15 protein-coding genes and 1 pseudogene are annotated in these 19,621 nt (G+C 57.2%); 3 read left to right on the top strand and 13 right to left on the bottom strand.

Going from position 1 to position 19,621, the window contains the following annotated elements; all coding sequences use genetic code 11:
* Positions 1-51: 51 nt before the first annotated feature.
* The 7 genes and pseudogenes from thrC to HMPREF2920_RS06120 form a co-directional block, all read right to left on the bottom strand.
* Complete coding sequence (gene thrC, locus HMPREF2920_RS06145; RefSeq protein WP_049189589.1) at positions 52-1,500, bottom strand: threonine synthase; 1,449 nt, start codon at positions 1,498-1,500, stop codon at positions 52-54.
* Between the two features lie 123 nt (positions 1,501-1,623).
* Positions 1,624-2,868: a dicarboxylate/amino acid:cation symporter gene (locus HMPREF2920_RS06140; RefSeq protein WP_049189588.1), complete on the bottom strand. Its 1,245-nt coding sequence runs from the start codon at positions 2,866-2,868 to the stop codon at positions 1,624-1,626.
* A gap of 80 nt (positions 2,869-2,948) precedes the next feature.
* Positions 2,949-4,352, bottom strand: coding sequence for a branched-chain amino acid transport system II carrier protein (gene brnQ / locus HMPREF2920_RS06135; RefSeq protein ID WP_070549801.1), 1,404 nt, complete (start codon positions 4,350-4,352; stop codon positions 2,949-2,951).
* Positions 4,353-4,819: 467 nt separating this feature from the next.
* A complete protein-coding gene (gene ptsP, locus HMPREF2920_RS06130; protein ID WP_049170190.1) occupies positions 4,820-6,511 on the bottom strand; it encodes a phosphoenolpyruvate--protein phosphotransferase in 1,692 nt (563 codons plus the stop codon).
* Between the two features lie 88 nt (positions 6,512-6,599).
* Complete coding sequence (locus HMPREF2920_RS10930) at positions 6,600-6,866, bottom strand: HPr family phosphocarrier protein (RefSeq protein ID WP_224433282.1); 267 nt, start codon at positions 6,864-6,866, stop codon at positions 6,600-6,602.
* A gap of 177 nt (positions 6,867-7,043) precedes the next feature.
* Positions 7,044-7,859, bottom strand: a pseudogene (locus HMPREF2920_RS10925) (PRD domain-containing protein); the annotation flags it as partial.
* Positions 7,860-7,924: 65 nt separating this feature from the next.
* Positions 7,925-10,045 (bottom strand): glucose PTS transporter subunit IIA, encoded by a 2,121-nt coding sequence (locus HMPREF2920_RS06120; protein WP_016423055.1) that lies wholly within the window; start codon positions 10,043-10,045, stop codon positions 7,925-7,927.
* A gap of 261 nt (positions 10,046-10,306) precedes the next feature.
* Here HMPREF2920_RS06120 and HMPREF2920_RS06115 point away from each other — a divergent pair, with 261 nt between their 5' ends.
* Together HMPREF2920_RS06115 and HMPREF2920_RS06110 are read left to right on the top strand one after the other, a co-directional pair.
* Positions 10,307-11,224 carry a 2-dehydropantoate 2-reductase gene (locus HMPREF2920_RS06115; RefSeq protein WP_070566896.1) on the top strand — a complete coding sequence of 306 codons (918 nt, stop codon included), beginning with the start codon at positions 10,307-10,309 and terminating at the stop codon, positions 11,222-11,224.
* A 52-nt stretch (positions 11,225-11,276) separates the two neighbouring features.
* On the top strand, positions 11,277-11,894 hold the full coding sequence (locus tag HMPREF2920_RS06110) for a DNA-3-methyladenine glycosylase I (protein ID WP_016423053.1): 618 nt from the start codon (positions 11,277-11,279) through the stop codon (positions 11,892-11,894).
* An 83-nt stretch (positions 11,895-11,977) separates the two neighbouring features.
* On the opposite strand, the gene HMPREF2920_RS06105 is transcribed toward HMPREF2920_RS06110, so the two are convergent.
* From HMPREF2920_RS06105 to glnA (HMPREF2920_RS06080), 6 genes are all read right to left on the bottom strand, one after another.
* The gene (locus HMPREF2920_RS06105; RefSeq protein ID WP_049192899.1) at positions 11,978-12,604 is read right to left on the bottom strand and encodes a hypothetical protein; all 627 of its coding nucleotides are present in this window, start codon (positions 12,602-12,604) and stop codon (positions 11,978-11,980) included.
* A 309-nt stretch (positions 12,605-12,913) separates the two neighbouring features.
* On the bottom strand, positions 12,914-13,204 hold the full coding sequence (locus tag HMPREF2920_RS06100) for a PspC domain-containing protein (protein ID WP_070600876.1): 291 nt from the start codon (positions 13,202-13,204) through the stop codon (positions 12,914-12,916).
* Positions 13,205-13,256: 52 nt separating this feature from the next.
* Positions 13,257-13,451, bottom strand: coding sequence for a PspC domain-containing protein (locus tag HMPREF2920_RS06095; RefSeq protein WP_048732581.1), 195 nt, complete (start codon positions 13,449-13,451; stop codon positions 13,257-13,259).
* 160 nt (positions 13,452-13,611) lie between these two features.
* Positions 13,612-15,069, bottom strand: coding sequence for a type I glutamate--ammonia ligase (gene glnA / locus HMPREF2920_RS06090; protein WP_048732579.1), 1,458 nt, complete (start codon positions 15,067-15,069; stop codon positions 13,612-13,614).
* 72 nt (positions 15,070-15,141) lie between these two features.
* On the bottom strand, positions 15,142-16,314 hold the full coding sequence (locus HMPREF2920_RS06085; protein WP_048732577.1) for an ornithine cyclodeaminase family protein: 1,173 nt from the start codon (positions 16,312-16,314) through the stop codon (positions 15,142-15,144).
* 945 nt (positions 16,315-17,259) lie between these two features.
* Positions 17,260-18,696: a type I glutamate--ammonia ligase gene (glnA, locus tag HMPREF2920_RS06080; RefSeq protein ID WP_048732575.1), complete on the bottom strand. Its 1,437-nt coding sequence runs from the start codon at positions 18,694-18,696 to the stop codon at positions 17,260-17,262.
* Between the two features lie 404 nt (positions 18,697-19,100).
* Here glnA (HMPREF2920_RS06080) and HMPREF2920_RS06075 point away from each other — a divergent pair, with 404 nt between their 5' ends.
* The gene (locus HMPREF2920_RS06075) at positions 19,101-19,619 is read left to right on the top strand and encodes an RDD family protein (RefSeq protein ID WP_016423046.1); all 519 of its coding nucleotides are present in this window, start codon (positions 19,101-19,103) and stop codon (positions 19,617-19,619) included.
* Positions 19,620-19,621: the final 2 nt, after the last annotated feature.

Raw genomic sequence — 19,621 nt, 5'->3', positions numbered from 1 at the left:
ATTCCACATCGCTGCTGCGCGGATGGGGGGGAGGTTGGGCTATGCCCGGTTTTAAGCCACGTTGTCGTCGATGAACTTCTTCACCACATCGACATCATTCGGCAGCTCAGTAACGCGGCGCGGGGCATTCATGATGTCCGCGAAACGCTCCGGGCAGTCCGGCTCGCGTCCGGTGGCCTCCAGGATGGTCTCGGAGAACTTTACCGGCAGAGCGGTCTCCAGGCAGACAATTGGGGTGGATACCTGGTCTACCAGGCCGCGGGCGACGTGGATGCCGTCAGCGGTGTGCGGATCGACCATGACCTCTAGGCGCTCCCAGCAGTCCTTGATGGTCTCGACGCGGTCAGCGTGAGTCGAGCGACCGGAGAGGAAACCGTACTGGGCAGAAGCCTCCGGGAAGATCGGATCAGCAGTAAGAGAGAAGCCGCCCTCCTTGACCTTGACACCAAAGAGGTCTGCAGTGCGCTCAGCATCGCGCCCCAGCAGATCGAAGATGAAACGCTCGAAGTTAGACGCGCGGGAGATATCCATCGATGGGGAAGAGGTAGCCTGAGTCTCCGCAGCGCTGCGCACGCGGTAGGCACCCGTGCGGAAGAACTCATCCAAGACATCGTTTTCATTGGTAGCCACAATCAGGCGGTCAATTGGCACACCCATCTGGCGCGCAATATGGCCGGCGCAAATATCACCGAAGTTGCCGGTCGGCACACTGAAGCTGACCTTCTGCGCGTTGTTCGCCTCAGCACCGTTGCCGCCAGTGACACGAATCCACGAGGAGACGTAGTACACGATCTGAGCCATCAGGCGAGCCCAGTTGATGGAGTTGACTGCGCCAATGTGGCGGCTGGCCTTGTACTCCAAGTCACCGGAGACCGCCTTAACGATGTCCTGGCAATCGTCGAAGACACCGTCGAGGGCGACGTTGTGAATGTTGGCATCCTGCAGACCAAACATCTGAGCCTGCTGGAACGCGGTCATTCGACCAGCCGGAGTTAGCATGAACACGCTGATTCCCTCACGGCCGCGCATTGCATACTCGGCCGAGGAACCCGTGTCACCAGAGGTGGCGCCGAGGATGTTCAGGGTCTCGCCACGACGAGCCAGTTCATACTCGAAGAACTCACCGAGCAGCTGCATCGCCATATCCTTGAATGCCGCTGTGGGGCCCATGGACAAGTGACCGATGTAGAGCTGATCTTCCAGCTTCGTCACCGGCACAATATCCGGATCGGAGAACTTCGGGTAGGTGTACGCCCGTGCACAGATACCGCGCAAATCCTCCAGTGGAATGTCGTCCACAAAAAGGCTGACGACCTCTGCAGCCAAGGCTGCGTAACCGTCGTCGACAAGCACGGAGCGCCAACGCGTCAAAGTGGCATCGTCAACCTGTGGGTACTCGACCGGCAGGTAGAGGCCACCGTCGTTAGCGAGACCTCCCAGGAGAATGTCTGAGAACTTGTGCGGCGTGCGCTCTGGGTCGCGAGTCGAAATGAAGTCCAAGGCGGGCCCCTTACATGTATGCCAACACCCGCCGCATCGGCCCATAAGAAGGCCTTTTGAAAGATTGCGACGGGGTTGACCGGTGGATGTTTTCTTTAATTTTTACATATGCACCGAAGCCAGTTAGGCCTCGGTTGTGGAAGATGCGGAATTGGCCTCTTCAGCGTCGAAGCTGAGCTCTTCGGAACGGTCGATGACATCATCCTTGGCAAAGCGGTTAACAATCATGGCAATTGCACCGTCACCAGTGACATTACATGCGGTACCGAAGGAGTCGATGGCGATGTAGGCGGCAATCATCAAAGCGACCTGCTCCTGATCGAAGCCCAGCATGGACTGCAGCACACCGACCGCGGCCATAATTGCGCCACCCGGAACGCCCGGAGCCGCAATCATGGTGATACCCAAAGTGAGAATGAAGCCGATGGCCATGCCCGGCGAAAGCGGCTTGTCCGCCATGAACATCACCGCAAACGCGAACAGCGTGATCTTCATCATCGAACCGGCCAGGTGGATGGTTGCGCACAGCGGCACGGTAAAGCCAGCGACCTTCTCCGAGACACCATTCTTCAGCGCGGCCTTGTACGTCACCGGAATGGTAGCGGCCGAGGAGGAGGTGCCGAGTGCGGTGACGTAAGCCGGCAGCATGTTCTTCAGGGACGTCCACGGGCTACGGCCAGCGATGGCGCCAGCGATGGAGAACTGGATTGCCAACAGGAGCACGGTGCCGATGACTGCCAGAAGCAGCACCTTGAAGAACATCGACAGCGTCGTGGTCAGGTTGCCGTTCATGCCCATAGACAGGAACATGCCAAAGATGTAAATCGGCAGCAGCGGGATGATAAACGCCGAGATGATCTTCATAATCACGTCGCGCAGCTGCGTCGCACCGCGGTAGAGCGAGTCCGACTTCACGGTGGTCATCGCCACACCGACCGTGAAAGCCAGCAACAGGGCGGTCATGACGTCAAACGGCGGTGGCATCTCCACATTGAAGAAGCTCTCCAGCGCGCCCTCATCAATATCCACCGATGCGCCGGCTTGGTCAGCGCCGAGCAGCCAAGGGTAGAGCCCCTGGGTGGCGGCGTAGGCCAGCAAGCCTGAAAACACCGTCGAGCCGTAGGCGATAGCAGTGGTAATACCCAGCCACTTTCCGGCGCCGCGGCCCAGGCTGGCAATCGCCGGCGTGATGAGGGCAAAAATCAGCACCGGGATAAAGAAGCCCAGGAAGTTACCAAAGAGGCCATTGAAAGTGACAAAAATTCGAGCCAGCCATTCCGGGAAGAAAAAGCTGCAGACAATGCCCAGAATAATCGCGACAATAACGCGGAATAGGAGCGTTTGCGTAAAACGCATTCGGGTACTCATAGTCAATCCTTGTTCGGATGGAATTTACTTCTCTAGCGTGCGGTATTTACGTTATGCAACGCAAATAACCGGGTGTGGTTTTACGCCTTTTCGGCTACCTCTTCTGCAACGGTCTCGTCGGCAAGCACACTCGCCGGGCGATTTGCGCGCTGCTTTCGCGTGACGACGTCAATTGCGTAACCAATTACCGTCGCTGCCAGAGTTGGCAGGAACCATCCGAACTCGATGGTCTGACCAGGTACGAGACTGAGGAAGTCCGCCAAAGCAGAACCACCGACACCCAAACCGGAGAGCACCGAGATACCCGACCAGATGGTGGCAACCCAGACGCCCAGGCGGTAGGTGTAATGCAGCTTGAAGGAGTAGGAAATGACCGGGTCGAGAAGAGTCAGTGCAATCAGCGTGATAGCCGGCGGGTAAATAAAGGTGATGATTGGCGCGGCAATCGCCAGTACCTGAGACAGCCCCTGTGTTGCCATTACGAAGGACATGACCGTGAAGATAATCGCCCATGCCTTGTAACTGATGCCCGGAAGTAGCAGGTTGAAGAACTCGCTGGTGGCGGCAATCAGGCCGACAGCCGTGGTCATACATGCGAGCAGAACGATGAGGCCGAAGACGATTTGTCCGACCTGGCCCATGGCCAGCTTGGAAGCCTCTGCGAGAATGCCCGAGCCGTTATCGAAGGAGGCGGCATTCGGCAGCACCTGGCCGACATAGCCCAGACCCAAGTAGATGATGGCCAGCAAAATGCCGGCGAACAGGCCTGAGATCATTGTGCCGCGAACCATACGCTTGCCCTCTGGGACACCGCTGACGCGGAGGGCAGAAATGACAATGATGCCGAATGCCAGGCCGGCGATGGAGTCCATTGTGAGGTAGCCCTCGACCAGGCCGGAGGCAAATGGGGTAGAGGAGTACTTCTCAATTGGCGCAGCCGGAGCGGCATCGAATTTGAATGCCGACATTCCAACCAATACAACCAAGAGAATTAGCAGAGCCGGGGTGAGGATCTTGCCCAGTTTGGACACAATTTCATTCGGATTCCACGCAAGTGCTAAGGCGATACCGAAGAAAACAAAGTAGAAGGCCGCAGCGACGGCCAGTGAATCACTGCCGAAAATCGGCTGGACACCGGTTTCGTACGACACGGCACCGGTACGCGGCAGAGCGTAGAAAGCACCGATGGAAAGGTATGCGATTACCGGGAAGCCTAAGGAAAAGATGCGGCCCGCGCGAAACGCTAGGTCACGCAGGTTGTTGCCTGAAATGGCGATGGCGATGATGGCCAGAACTGGCAACGCCACACCGGTGAGCAGGAAGCCGGTGATTGAGGGGCCAAAATTGGTACCGGAATCCACTCCGAGCTTCGGCGGGAAGATGAGGTTGCCCGCGCCGAAGAACATCGAAAACAGCATGAGAGCTGTAACAACGATAATGGAAGCGAAAGACTTCGGGGACTCCACTCCGCTCGACTTGGTCATGAGAATTGTGTTCTTTCTAAATTAGTGTCGCCCGTAAGGTCAAGGGCGATGCTGCAAGCTGCTGTGGCGACGCCGTTGTTGCCTGTGCTGCGGTGGCGCAAACGCCCGTTACAACAGCGCAATTGCAGTTCGTGTGCCCATGTAGATGAAAGGCCACGATGTCGAAAACTGACACTCTTAATGTGAAATTGTGAATTTTCACGGGCTGGGTGGAGCCTGATGCGTGAATTAAGTTGCGGCTTGTATGAGCCGTCTTTATTGGAATTATTAAGGGGCTTCGACGGCGTTGGTGGTGCCGACGAAGGCACTCTATTTATCCTAATGGGGCGTTCGAGAGAGAGAAAATCAAGAAATTTCCCAGAAAATTTGCTGCCTGTGATGGGGCAGCGAACATAAGAGAAAGAGCCTGGCGCACACGTTTACGCTGACAGCGTGTGTACGCCAGGCTTAGTGCTAATTCCGTCGCTCTACAGCAGATCCTTCACCTTCGGATCCACCAGCGCGGTCACTGCGGCCTTCGCATCGGCCGCAGTTTCGGCATCGACAGCGTATGCTGCCATCTGCTGGCAGGTAGCGCGGTCGTGGAGGCGGAGAGCGGCGCGGACGGCCGGCACCTTCTTGGAAGCCATGGACAGCGAGCTCACGCCGAGGCCCACCAGGACCAGTGCCAGCAGCGGGTCACCGCCGGCTTCACCGCAGACACTAATGGGCTTGCCGGTAGCATTGCCGCCCTTGCATGCGGACTTAATCATTTGCAGCACAGCCGGCTGCCATGGAGATAGGAAATCCGCCAGAGCCCCCTGCATACGGTCGGCCGCCATAGTGTACTGCGACAAGTCGTTAGTACCAATGGAGGCAAAGTCCACAATGGACAGCAGCTGCTTCGCACGAATCGCTGCTGCGGGGACCTCAATCATGATGCCGACCTTCGGCAGGCCACGCTCACGCGCTTTGTCCGCAAACCACTTTGTTTCTTCGACCGTTGCGATCATCGGAGCCATAACCCGTAGGTCAGCCTTGCGCCCGGTGGCGTCAAACGCAGCGGCGAGTGCATCCAGCTGCGTATCCAGCAAATCTTCCCGAGCCTGCGACAGGCGCAGTCCGCGGCGACCCAGCGCCGGGTTTTCTTCCTCGCCTAGGTCGGCAAAGCTCAGCGGCTTATCCGCACCCGCATCCAGCGTGCGCACAACCACGCGTCGCTCACCGAATGCCTTCAGCACACGAGTGTAGGTTTCCGTTTGTTCCTCCAAACTCGGAGCCTTGTCGCGGTCGAGGAAAAGGAACTCAGTACGGAACAGGCCGGTGCCCTCATTATCCTGCGCTGCCGCAGACTCACCATCTTCCGCGGTACCAATGTTGGCCAGCAGATTCACCGGGTAACCATCAGCGGTCTTGCCTGCGCCCACAGACTGCGCTAGGGCTGCTTCCCGGCGTCGAGCGCGCTCTTCCAACGCGGCGACCTCATCGGCGGTCGGATTCGCAATCACCTCACCGGCGCCGCCGTCAATGGCGACGAAGGTTCCGGCCTCGAGTTCCATGACGCCCTTCGCCTTAACGACGGCTGGAATGCCCAGCTGTGCTGCGAGGATAGCCGTGTGACTGGTCGGCCCGCCACCAGCGGTGGCAATGCCTACGACCAACTCGGGGTCAAGACCCACGGTTTCGGCGGGCGCGAGATCGTCGGCAAGCAGAATAGTTGGGGTGGAGACATCCGGGACGCCCGGTTTTGGCAGGCCACGCAGCTCGCAAATTGTGCGGTCGCGAACATCGTAGAGGTCGGTGACACGTTCAGCCATGTAGCCACCGAGACTGGTTAGGAGCTGCGCGTAGTCCTCAACGGCATCGTGAACGGCCTGGGTGACGCCGGAACCCGCCTTGAGTTTCTTCACCACGGCCTTGGCGAGCGCCCTATCGGAAGCCAGTTGCGCAGTGGCCTCCAGAATCGGACGTGCCTGCGGGCTGGAGTGCTCAGCCTGCTTCTTCAGCGACTCTGCGACGTTGGCCATCGCCGCGCGGACGCGCTCACCATCGGCGACGGGATCGGTCGACGACGGCTCTTGAGTATCAACTCCCGGGGCGGGGAGTACCTTTACTACTTCAGCGCTGGCCGTACCGGTCGAGACACCGATGCCATAGATGACAGTGTGCTGCTCGTTCATTGCTTCCGATCTCCTTTTCGGGACCTCTGCGGGGATACTCGTCGGTCGTGGTGTGCCGTGGTGTTATCCAGGAGCGTTCTAGCTGGGCTTACTCGGCATCAAGGTCGCGCTCGAGCATGGCTGCAAGCTCGTCCAGAGCTGCAGCTGCGGAGTCGTCCTCGCAGCTCAGCGTGACTTCGTCGCCGTGCTTAGCGCCGAGGGTCATGACCTCCAGGATCGAGGCGGCATCGGCCTCTTCGTCGTCAAGGGAAATGACAATGTCGTAGTCGTACTCAGCAGCAGCCTGAGTGAACAGGGAAGCCGGGCGAGCGTGCAGGCCTACGGAGGAACCGATGGTAGCGGTACGAGTAATCATGGTTGAATCCTTTCGGGTCGAATATGTGAAATTTTCTGACTCAGGCACAGTGCCTGTACACCCCACCGCGAGTGCGCCGCCCGCTGGTGCTTGCTTGTCATCAACGTCGCGCACGCTCCGGGAAGCCCTGGAGGCGGTGGGAGATACAGCCGCTGCCTGCACAATGCGTGCAATGTGCAGGGTGAGGTAGGAAACTTCGTCTTCCGTCAGCCCCGACCCCAGACGCAGTTCAATGACTGCGGAGATACGCTGTGCGCAGCGAAACGCCTCTGGGGCGGAGTCACGGATGGCCTGGCCAATAGCGGAGGAGTGATCTTTCAACTGCTCATGCTTGGCAATCCGGACGAACAAGTAGCGCAGGTGCGTGATGAAGCGCCCTACATTGACAGTCTCTGGCTCCAGCGTGATACCAAAATCACTTTCAATGATTGTGAGCAGCTGCTGCAGCACGCCCGTCATGGTGTAGGTGAAGCTCAAATCACCCGTAGAAAAACCAGCATTGACCAGGTGTAACGTAATCGCCACCGCTTCTGGGCGGGGCAATGGCGCTATACGACGGTCATTGAGGGCGCGATTGATATGCGACAAAATCGCCTGCGCCTGCGCGTATTCTTCACTATAAAGTTGGCTGACTTCCGCGAGCAGCGGGTAATCGGCTCGCTGCCCGTTAGCTGCCCTCATGATGGCGAAACCAATGTGATCGGCCAACGCCACAAGGAGGGAAGCGTTCTTCGTCATTGATTCCGGCAGGCCGGCTGCGGTTACCGCATCGGTCACAAGAGTCATGTGAGCCAGCGGAATTTCTGTGAGCATCGTGGCAATATGGTCCGGATCGCGGCCTTCTGCCGGGACGAAGATTCGGACTACTTTGCTCGAATCAACCGGCTGTCCCGGGCGAGCCTTGAACCCAATTCCGCGGCCGGTGATGATTTTCTCGCCGGTCGCGTCCTTGGCCAGGACCACGTTGTTATTGAATACTCTCAGGATTTCCATGTCGGTAACCGTGAACTCCTCCATAAGTTGAGGGATTTCAGGCCGGTATGCCTTCTAGAAATCAATTATGGCTGAACCTCGATGACCATGTCGCCGGCTTGGACAGAGATGCCGGTGACCGGGGAAACCTTGGTTAGCTTCTTGGTATTGGTGATGGTCATCAGTGTCGTGGTTGGGTAGCCAGCTTCCTTGACCTTGTCGAAATCGACCTCGGCAAGAACATCGCCGGCCTCGACGTGCTGCTTCTTGGAAACCTGGACATCGAAGCCTTCACCGGCCATCTTGACCGTGTCGATACCGACGTGGACGAGTACCTCTACACCGTCATCGGTCTTAATACCGAAGGCGTGACCGGTCTTTGCCACAGTCATCAACGTGCCCGATACGGGTGCGACCACGGTAGAACTGGTCGGCTTGATACCGACACCGTCACCGAGAGCACCGGAGGCAAAGACCGCGTCGCCGGCCTCAGCAAGGCTGACAACCTCACCGGCAACCGGGGCCTGCACCTGTACAGGCTTGGTATCAACGGCAGTTGCGACACCACCGGCGCCAGCTGCCGCAGCAGCCGGTGCGGCAGCCTCGGCGTTGGTACCAGCGTCACCGGAAGCCTCAGCTGGAGCCGAATCGGAGCCACTGGTGGCAGCGTGTGGGGTGGCGTCGCTGGGCTCGTCGTCAAGCTCTGCGGCGCGTGCGGCCTCGGCCTCAGCCTTCTCTTCCGGCGTGCGGTAGTCGGTGAGAATGATGGCGAACATGGCGACGAAGAATGCCACGGCGACGGAAATCAGGTAGACCCACATCGGTTTGAACACGACAGTGGTGATGAGGGAGGTGAAGACGAAAGCGTTGGTTGTCACACCACCGAACGGAGCCGACAGGATGGCGATAGTCAGACCGCCGGCGAAACAGCCGAGCAGCATGCGCGGGTAAATCCGCTTGAAGCGCAGGTGAATACCGTAGAGGGACGGCTCGGAGATACCACCGAAGAGACCGGCAGCGAGTGCACCCGTTGCAGTTTGGCGCATCTGAGTGTCGTGGTCGCGCATGGAAAGAACCAGCACACCGGCAGTTGCTCCGAAGCAGGCGAAGTTCCAGGCACCCATCGGGCCTTGGATGAAGTCGTAGCCGAGAGTCTGGATATTGACCAGCATCAGCGCATTCAGTGGCCAGTGCAGACCCAGTGGCACCAGGAACGGGTAGAGCATCGGGATGAGAATTGCGAACACAAACGGTGCGTTCGAGTTCATCCATGCCAGGCCGGAGCCGATGCCGTTACCCAGCCAGATTCCCAGTGGGCCGATGAGGAAAGCGGTCAGCGGAATCATAATCAACATGGAGATAAACGGAACGAAGACCATCTGCACATTCTCCGGGAAGATTTTCTTCAAACCGTGGTAGACCACTGCCAGGATGGCGACCATGATCAGCGGTACAAAGACCTGTCCGCCGTAGTCATTGAGCTGCATTGGCAGGCCGAAGATGTTGGCGGTGAAAGTTTCGGTACCGAGTTCCTCGTTGACTGTCTTGATGGTGTCCGAGAAGCGATCGGTATCCTGCAGACTCATAAACTCCGGCGTCATTAGGGCAGCCATGATGGCTGCGCCCAGCCATGGATCTACCCGCAGCTTCTTCGCTGCGTTGTAGGCGACCATGATTGGCAGGAAGTAGAAGACGCTGCGCCACATGGCGTCAACAAAGATCCAAGTAGCGGACTTATCCTCAGCGCGGAAGTCGACGATGTTCAGACCGTCGAGAACCGCGGCAATAGCGATAATCAGCGATGCGCCCAACAGCACACCCAGGATTGGGCGGAACGAATCGGAGAGGTACTCGAAGAAGTTGTCCAACCAGGAGTACTTGCCGCGTGCCTTCGAGCGAGCTTCTGCCTTAACGTCTGCGTCGGACTTAGTGGCGACTGCGCCGGCGCCCTTCATTTCCGGTAGATGCTTAATTGCCGTGTACATCGATTCGACGCCACCGCCACAGATGACCTGGTAGCGGTTATCGCCCTGGTGAACGACACCGAGTACGCCCGGCACCTTGTCAATCTTGTCCTCGTTAATCTTGGAGACATCACCGAGTTCAAAACGCAGACGCGTCGCACAGTGCGTCATGCTTGTGATGTTTCCGGGTCCACCGAGGTTTTCAACTATTGCCCTCGCGCTGGAATCTTTTGACGACCCCATCGTGACCTTCCTTCACAGTAAGCAGGGCCGTTAAACGCAAAAAGACCCGAGGCACCACAAACTGTGGGCCTCAGGTCTTGCCTCAAAAGAGTAACAACCCTGGGTTGATATCTATTGATTTCGACCCTACTCCGCTTTACATAGTTTTGACAAGGTAGTAATTCAAGTCCAATTTTCACATTTGGGGATAGCCCGGATTGCCTGTGGACAACCGAATGCAACTTCCTTCGCGCTCAACACGGAAGTCGTAAGGTGGCAGCTATGAGGATTGGAGTTTTAGGTGTAGGAGCTGTGGGCGGCTGGTTTGGCGGTCGCCTCGTGCAAGCGGGTTATGATGTTGTCTTTCTCGCCCGCGGTGAGACCCTGACACGTCTTCGTGAGGTGGGGCTCACGCTTATCGACGAGCACGGGGAACGCAGCACTATCCCTGTTAAGGCAGCCGACAACTGGGACGAACTCACTGCCGATGGCATCGGCGTCGATGTTGTGATTGCGGCAACCAAGGCGCTGCCGGGCAACGATCCTTTCCCACAAGTTCCGGCTGGAGCCGCGGTTGTGACCACCCATAACTCGGTGGAAATCCCTTATTTGGCAGCGGGGCGGTTCGGTGAGGACAAGGTGTTCCCGGGTGTTATCCGCGGTTTCTTTATCCACACTGGCCCGGCGGAAGTTACCTTCCGCCCAGGACCGATGAGCCTGAACATCGGCACATTCGATGGCTCCACTAATGACCTGGTCGGGGAAGTTATCGAGGCATTGCACACGGCTGGGCTCGGTGGCGAACAGCTCCCGGATATCTGGGTCGATATCTGGGCAAAAGCGATGTTCGTGGCTAACCTCGGTGCCCTAGGTGCCCTGGCTGATAGTCCGATTGGTTACTTGCGTTCGGAAATGCGCGACAGCTTGACGCGGATGTTTGAAGAAACCGAGGCAGTCGGTCGAGCCTGCGGCGTTGCGCTGCCAGAGGACATCGTGTCGCGGACCTTGGCCTTTACTGATGATCAAGGGTACAACAACACCTCGTCGATGCAGCGCGACTACACCGCGGGACTTACCAATGAGCTCGATGCCCAGATTGGCGCAATCCGCCGGATGGGGCAGAAGGCGAAAGTGGAAACGCCGACGCTGGATCTGGTGTATGGCGCTCTGGTTGGGCGTCAACACAAGCATAAGAATTAAGAGCTGCGGTGCTCAGCTAAGTCAAACCGGAATTGGGGGATTGGAAAGACTGATGAAAATTGGATCGGACTACACGGAAAACAATGGGCTCATCATCGGTGAGGATGGATTGGCTCGACCGGCATGGGCTGCTCACAGTGAGCTGCTGAGAGAGTACTACGACACCGAGTGGGGGATGCCGGTGCGCGATGAGCAAGGACTATTCGAACGGCTCAGCCTGGAGGTATTTCAGGCGGGGTTGTCGTGGGAGACAGTGCTGAAGAAGCGGCCCGCGTTTCAGGAAGCCTTCGCGAACTTCGACCCCGATGCGGTTGCTGATTTCGATGACGAAGATGTCGAAAGATTGATGAATGATGAACGAATCATTCGGAATCACAGGAAGATTACCGCGGTAATCAATAACGCCGCGGCGACGATTGCTCTGCGTGAAAACGGCGGCTTAGCCGAGTTGATGTGGTCGTTTAAACCGGAGAAGTCTCCCGAGCCACGTTCAATCGAAGAGGTGCCCAGCTACTCCGAGGAGTCCAAGGCGCTTGCCAAGGCATTGAAGAAAGCTGGTTTTAAGTTCGTAGGCCCCACCACGGTCTTTGCATCAATGGCTGCCGTGGGGATTGTCGATATCAACATTGTTGGCGCACATCGGCGCGGTGCCTCTGGCGTTTTTGACTAGGGGAAAGGGGGATTTAACTAGCTAGGGGGAAAGAAAAAGAGCGTGCCACCCGGCACGCTCAAAATCTTTCGGTTCGTGTAGAACTACTTGTTCTCGTAGGAGTCGGAGTAGTTCTGGCCGTCCTCAGAGGTCCACTTCATGGTGTCCTTAGTGAACGGCTGCTCCCAGCCGTTTTCAATCTCCGACTCCGGTGCGGTCGGCAGACCAATCTCGTTTTCCAGTGCACCGTTGGCAACCCAGGTCTCGCGAATCTTACCGATCAGCGGCTGTGCACCATTAGTCTCTGGGGACTCAACGAAGGTGACGTTCTCGTATTCAGCGGCAACCGCGTCGCCGACCTTCTTAGCGGACTTGAACTCGCCAGCCTCAGAATCGTACGGGGAGGTGAAGGAAGAAGCTGCCTCGGTGATGGACTCAGGCAGGTCAGCCTCTGCCACATCCTCGCCAGCAGCGTCGCCCAGCCCCAGACCGTTCATAGCCTCGTTAGCCTTGTCCTTAGCGCCATCAGCAGCCTCGCCAGCCTTGTCCTTAGCTCCGTCCATAGCGTCGCCAGCCTTATCAGTGGCGTCGGTTGCTACCTGGCCCGCCTGATCCTTGGCGTTGTTAGCAGCATCCTGTGCGTCATCGGAAGAACATGCAGCCAGGCCGCCGAGAAGAGCGGCGGAGCCAACGATTGCGGTAGCGATACGGGTCATCTTCTTGTTCTGCATTTCAAAACCACTTTCTTGAGAGCTAACTAAGTTACCTATTCAATTATTGGCATCTTCCACTATTTGTCCGAATTAAATTCAAAGAGAAATTGACAATTCTTTTGAATATCGGACATTCGAAGATGGTGTGGCTTCAAAGCCGTACAGAAAGAACACTAGGTAATTCTGGGGCCTGTGCAAGTCAAATGGCGCGAATCTGTGCACTCTATGCTCTATTTGTTACCGAATTTGCGTGATTGCGAAATTGGAATAGTGCTGGTGAGGGCGTTGCGAGTAACGGAAAGGTATCAATCTTATTAAGCTTGACGTTTATTGCTTATTTTCTTTCTCTGCGTGGTTGGAGCCGCGGGCATCGTCGTCAAGCGTGTACTCGCCATCTGGCAGGACGAACCAGGCTAAGAGGTAAAGAGCTAGGAATCCAGCGCTAATCTTCCAGCCAATCATCGATCCAACGCAGGGAAGGATGATGTAGACCATTCGTGTGAAAGTGATATCCCAGCCTTGGCTTTCCGCGATTCCTGCGAGGACGCCACCGAGGAGGCGGTCATTACGCGAGCGGTAAATTTTCTTGGTGGGTTTTTCGGGAGCGGCGTCGCTCATTAGATAAATACTCCAAGGTATGGCTATTTAGGTATTTTTCGGTCGACCGCGCTTATACGTAAGTTTCCTTCGGCATGATAATCCATGCTGCGAGGTAGAGAAGAAACTGCGGACCAGGCATCAGGAAAGACGCGACAAATATAACGCGCAGCAAAGTCGCATCCCAGTTGAAATACTCAGCGAACCCACCGAGCACACCTGCAACCATTTTGTTATTGGTGGAACGGGTCAGTGACTTGTTGTTCATAACAATCAAGGGTAGCCCTGATCCGTCTAGTTCGCAGTGGTGCTAGCTCTACTAAATGTGCCGACTAAAAAGTATGCCCCAGCTAAAAACACCGCTACCCCAAGACGGTTAGGTGGGGTAGCGGTGTGGGCGTCGTCAAGCGAGCTTTACGGGGCGAATGCTAGCAGTCGTAGTAGAGCTCGAACTCCTGCGTCGTCGGGCGCAGACGTGCCGGCATAATCTCCTGCTCGAACTTGTAGCGGATATGCGCGTCGATGAGATCCTGTGTGAAGACATCGCCGGCAAGCAGGAACTCGTGGTCCTCTTCCAGCGCCTTCAGCGCACCCTCCAGCGAATGCGGGACGGTGGGGACGTCCTTGAGTTCCTCTGGTGGCAGCTCGTAGAGATCCTTGTCAATCGGCTTGCCAGGCTCGATGCGGTTCTTGATGCCGTCGAGACCAGCCATCATTGCGGCGGTGAAAGCCAAGTACGGGTTGCCCGACGGGTCCGGAGCGCGGAACTCGATGCGCTTGGCCTTCGGGTTTGCGCCGGTAATCGGGATTCGGATGGCGGCCGAGCGGTTCTCCTGGCTGTAGACCAAGTTGACGGGAGCCTCGAATCCCGGAACCAGGCGGTGGTAGCTGTTCATTGTCGGGTTGGTGAAAGCCAGGACTGCACCGGCGTGCTTCAAGATGCCGCCAATGTAGTAGCGCGCCATGTCGGACAGGCCGCCGTAACCGTTTTCATCGTGGAATAGTGGCTTGCCATCCTTCCACAGTGACTGGTGGATGTGCATACCAGAGCCGCCATCGCCGGCCAACGGCTTCGGCATGAAGGTAGCGGACTTCTGGTTGAACTTGGCGGTGTTCTTCACCACGTACTTGAAAGTCTGCATGTCATCGGCGGCGTGCAGCAGGGTATTGAAACGATAGTTAATCTCCTGCTGACCGCCGGAGCCCATCTCGTGGTGGGAGCGCTCAACATGGAAGCCAACATCCTGCAGGTGCTCGCCGATTTCGTCACGAAGATCCTGCATGTGGTCATACGGAGCAGTAGGGAAGTAGCCGCCTTTGGTGCGCACCTTGTGGCCGAGGTTGCGCGATCCGTCCGGGTTTACCTTCACCCCGGAGTTCCACCAGCCCTCAACCGAATCCACCTCGTGGAATGACTTGTTTGAACTGGAGTCGTAGCGGACGGAGTCGAAGATGTAGAACTCTGCCTCAGCGCCAAAATTACAGGTATCGGCGAAGCCCAGTTCGTTCAGGTAGTTCTCGGCCTTACGGGCAATATTGCGCGGGTCGCGACTAAACGGCTCGCGGGTGTGCGGGTCATGGACGAAGAACTTCATGTTCAGCGTCTTCGACTTACGGAACGGGTCGATGAAAGCCGTGTCCAGGTCTGGCAGCAGCATCATGTCGGAATTATCCACCGAGGTGTAACCCGCAATGGATGAACCGTCGAAGGCGAGGCCTTCGTAGGCTGAGTCCTCATCAAACTCGGATACCGGAACGGTTAGGTGCTGTTCGATGCCGGGAACGTCGGTGAACTGGACGTCTACCCAGCGAATGTCATTGTCCCGGATGTATCGTTGGATTCCTTCCGGAGTTGTCTGGTCACTGCTGGGTTTGAACTTACCCATTGGTAAAACTCGCCTACTTCGCGTCTAGCTTGTTGAGCTTACTAATCGTGGTGTTGAAATTACTGGTCACTACTACTTCAGCAGCGGAACATCCCACAGGTTCAGCTTGGTGCCGATGCCCTTTGCCAGGGCGTTGTCGTAGACATCGGTGGCCCAGGCGACGTCCTCGACTGGCATGCCTCCGATGGAGTAGCAGAAGATTTCTTCGTCGTTCTGGCGACCCGGAGCCTTACCGGAAGCGATATCACCAATGTTGACAAGCTTCTCGGCGGGAAGGGTGCCCTCTTCCTTCATGTCCCACCAGCGGTTACCCGGAATACCGAGCAAGCGCTCATAGGTCACGTCTGGGCCGTTCTCGTTGAACCACTCTTCGTACAGGCCGGTGTAGTCAACGACGAGGTTGCAGTCGTCGGAACGCACGAAGTCGTCGTCGAGGCGTGCAGCGGCCGGCATGAGCAGCAGCGCGCCGGGCTTCAGATACTCCTTCTTGAAGTACGGGAAACCGGCCGGACCATCGGAGGAAGTCGAGGTGCCGGCGATGAGGATGTCGGAGTCGCGGATGGCCTCTTCTTCGGTCTCGACGATACGGACCTCTTCCAGCTGCGGGAACTCGTTCTTAATCCAATCGACAGCCTTCTGAGTCGAGGCCTGGGAGCGGCCCTTGACCTTGACCTTCTTAATGCCCGGACGCTGCGACATGGCAGAGCCGAGAATGGTGCGGCTCATAACACCCGGGCCAATGATGCCAACGACCTCGGCGTCTTCGACGGCAAGGTGCTTGACGCCGACACCCGGAACAGCGCCAGTGCGGTATGCCGACAGGAGGTTTGCCGACATGACAGCCTTCGGGGCACCCGTAATTGCATCGTTGAGAATGAACAGGTGGATCGAACGTGGCAGGTCGTTCTGGCGGTTATCGGCATTGGAGCCGTACCACTTCACACCTGCGCCGTTGAAGCGACCACCGAGGTAAGCGGGCATTGCCATGAAACGACGGTCAGGGCCATTTGCCGGCATACCCTCATGGATTGGGTTATCCGGGAAGTTGATCTGGGCACCGTGGGAGTTAGCGGAAGCACCGGCCATGCGGTAGTCGCCGTCAGCCAGCAGAATCAGGGTTTCTTCCATGGTCTCAACACACTTGGCGAAATCCGTGACACCAGCTTCAACCATGTCCGGTTCGCTGAGGTAGAGAAAATCAATGCGAGTTGAGTTTTCTGGGTTGGCAGCGTTTTCGTTAGTCAAGAATGCTCAAATCCTTCTTAATGTTCATCGGCCACCCTATGCGGCGGCTCTGCTTAAGAAATTCCAGATGCATGCTCTCCAGAATCAATCAAATCGCCTCGGCGTGGGCTCTCGAGTCGCCATTTCCGAGGGGTATGGCGTACCACCATACGGAAAAACCACAGCGTAGGGGCGTTTACGCAGTTTTCAGCACGACATTCCCGCTTTACGACGGTCACAGCGACAGAGCCCAATTTCCGTCAATAAGTTGCCCGTAATAACTACTTCGACATGCACAATTGATACTTTTTGAGAACGATTACAGATGAGTGAATTATCCTCCCACGCATCAATGTTTATGAACTTTGTCACATGTCATTAAGTTGCGACACATTTCTGGTTCAACGGGCGTGATTGCCTGGCGTCCTACCTTCGCAGCATGCCCCATCCGCTCTTGGTGTCCGCCCCCTTGCGGTGTCCCTCGCATCCGTCCCTCGTGTTGTCCCTAGCGACACCCTCGCACGTATGGCCAATTTCCTGGCACTTATCGATGATTTTCCTTCACTTGTCGACGGCTGTCCGGCACTTATGCGCACGGTATCCTCCCCACCCTGTCACTTGTCGATGCGCTGTTCACTTATGGCCACGCTATAGCGCATCGACAAGTGAATATTGCATCGATAAGACTGGGGCGGAGAGTGTGCAACTCTACTCGTGCAGGGGTCGCGGCCCTTTTGTGGTGGTGTATGACCCTGTTCAGGGGAGTGGCCCGGAACCGCGCACAAATTCGTGCTCACATACGCGCGCGTATGCGGGCCCAGGCGCCCGCAGTCAGCATGGCCGCAACGAAAAACCGCCTGGCCACATTTACTGTGGTCAGACGGTTTTGGCTATTGACTTCAAGCAGCTAGGCGGCCACTAGGAGCAATGGGGGCTGCTCGCTGTGGCCGTCGTGAAGCGAAAACTTTAGCAGTCGTAGTACATTTCGTATTCCTGCGGAGTCGGGCGCAGGCGAACCGGTTCGATCTCGTTTTCGTACTTGTAGTCGATGTAGGTCTGGATGAGGTCCTCGGTGAAGACATCGCCCTCGAGCAGGAACTCGTGGTCATTGCGCAGGGCCTCGAGTGCGGCCTCGAGAGAGGTCGGAGCCTGCGGGATGTCGGCAGCTTCCTCCGGCGGGAGCTCGTAGAGATCCTTGTCGACCGGAGCGTGCGGCTCGATGCGGTTCTTCACGCCGTCCAGTCCGGCCATCATCATGGCAGCGAAGCCAAGGTACGGGTTGCCCGACGGGTCCGGGGCGCGGAACTCGATGCGCTTTGCCTTCGGGTTGGAGCCGGTGATCGGAATGCGAACAGCGGCAGAGCGATTGCGCTGCGAGTAGACCAGGTTGATCGGAGCCTCGAAGCCCTTGACCAGGCGGTGGTAGGAGTTCAGGGTCGGGTTGGTGAAGGCCAGTACCGCACCTGCGTGGTGCAGGATGCCGCCGATGTACCAGCGAGCGATGTCCGACAGGCCTGCATAACCGGCCTCATCGTGGAACAGTGGCTTGCCGTCCTTCCACAGCGACTGGTGAGCGTGCATGCCCGAGCCGTTGTCGCCAGCCAGCGGCTTCGGCATAAAGGTGACGGACTTGCCCTCTTCCCAGGCGGTGTTCTTGATGATGTACTTGAAGGTTTGCAGGTCGTCTGCAGCGTGCAACATCGTGTTGAACTTGTAGTTGATCTCCTGCTGGCCACCAGTGCCGACCTCGTGGTGGGCGCGCTCCAGGTCGAAGCCGGCGTCAGCGAGCTTCAGGCACATCTTGTCGCGCAGGTCCTGGTAGTGGTCGTACGGAGCGGTAGGGAAGTAGCCGCCCTTTAGACGGGTCTTGTAACCCAGGTTTGCAGAGCCGTCCGGGTTCTGGTCCTTGCCGCGGTTCCACCAGCCTTCGATGGAATCAACTTCGTAGAAGCCGCGGTTGGTGTCGGTCTCGAACTTGACGTTGTCGAAGATGTAAAACTCCGCCTCAGCGCCGAAGAAGCAGGTGTCGGCGATGCCGGTAGAGATGAGGTATTCCTCCGCCTTCTTCGCGACGTTACGCGGGTCGCGGGAGAACGGCTCGAGGGTAAACGGATCGTGGACGAAGAACTTGACGTTCAGGGTCTTTGCCTTGCGGAACGGGTCAATGCGCGCGGTGCTCAGGTCGGGCAGCAGTGCCATGTCGGACTCGTCGATGGAAGTGAAACCACGAATCGAGGAACCGTCGAATGCCAGGCCTTCGGCCATCGCGTCCTCGTCAAATGCGGATGCCGGGATGGTGAAGTGCTGCTCGATGCCGGGAACATCCGTGAAGCGGACGTCGACGAACTCGACGCCCTCTTCCTTGATATACGCGACTACTTCCTCGGGAGTTTTGAAGGACATGTGCGGTCTCCTTAGTTGGCCTTGTTTAGTACGCAGTAGGGAATTCTTGCACGATGTTTCGTGCACCTGCCGCGCTGTCAAGGACTGGCCGGTTGACGCCTTCAAGCTTAACGAACCACGCATTCATTCTGGAATTAGAACCACGAATTTCTGGCATGGTGCGTGAGAAATTCGCCAATACGGAACAGGTTACGCAAATAGGGAGCAGGTTATCTATTTGTGGAAACAAGGCAATACCCTGCGCATTCATGTCACACACGCTTTACGACGCGCCTTTAGCTCCCGTGCTGATAAGAAAATGGAAAAGGCGACGCAACATCGCCCCCGGATTACCCCCGCACGCGCTGAATGGCTGTCCCAGCCCGTGATTTGATAGCCGGATTGCTGCATTAGACTATGAACACATGGAAGAAAAGCACAGTTGGCTAGATGGCCCTCAGATTCCGGGAGAGTTCGATAATCCGGACAAGCTCTCGGACTATCCCGGCCAGGCATTGGGTCTTGCCCCCGATGGCCCAGGATCGCAAGCGACGTTGATGCGTCGCGTCGGCGGCATTCTCATTGACTGGATTATTTCCTTGATGATTGCCGGCGCTTTTTCGATGTTCTTCGGCCCGAGCGAGGCGCAGATTGACCAGTTCGGGGATTCGTTTATCGCCTGGCAGTCATTCCTTGCGACCTATTCGCCAGTTGTCTTCCTCATTATTGGCACGGTGTCGGTTTGGCTGTTCGCCCGCACTCCGGGCCAGTGGATGATGAAGATGGGTGTCGCTCGCGTGGACAAGCCCGGCGAGCGAGTTGGCTTTGTTCGTGCCTTCTTCCGCAGCTTGCTTACTCTTTTCTTGCTGCCGCCAGCAATCACCGACTCGGATATGCGCGGCATGCACGACCGTGCCACTGGCACGGCCGTCATTTTGGGTTAGCG

The sequence above is a fragment of the Corynebacterium sp. HMSC075F02 genome (assembly GCF_001838335.1).
Classification (GTDB): domain Bacteria; phylum Actinomycetota; class Actinomycetes; order Mycobacteriales; family Mycobacteriaceae; genus Corynebacterium; species Corynebacterium jeikeium_D.
The sequence above is the reverse complement of the archived record's forward strand: the minus strand, read 5'-3'. Positions and strand labels throughout refer to the sequence as shown.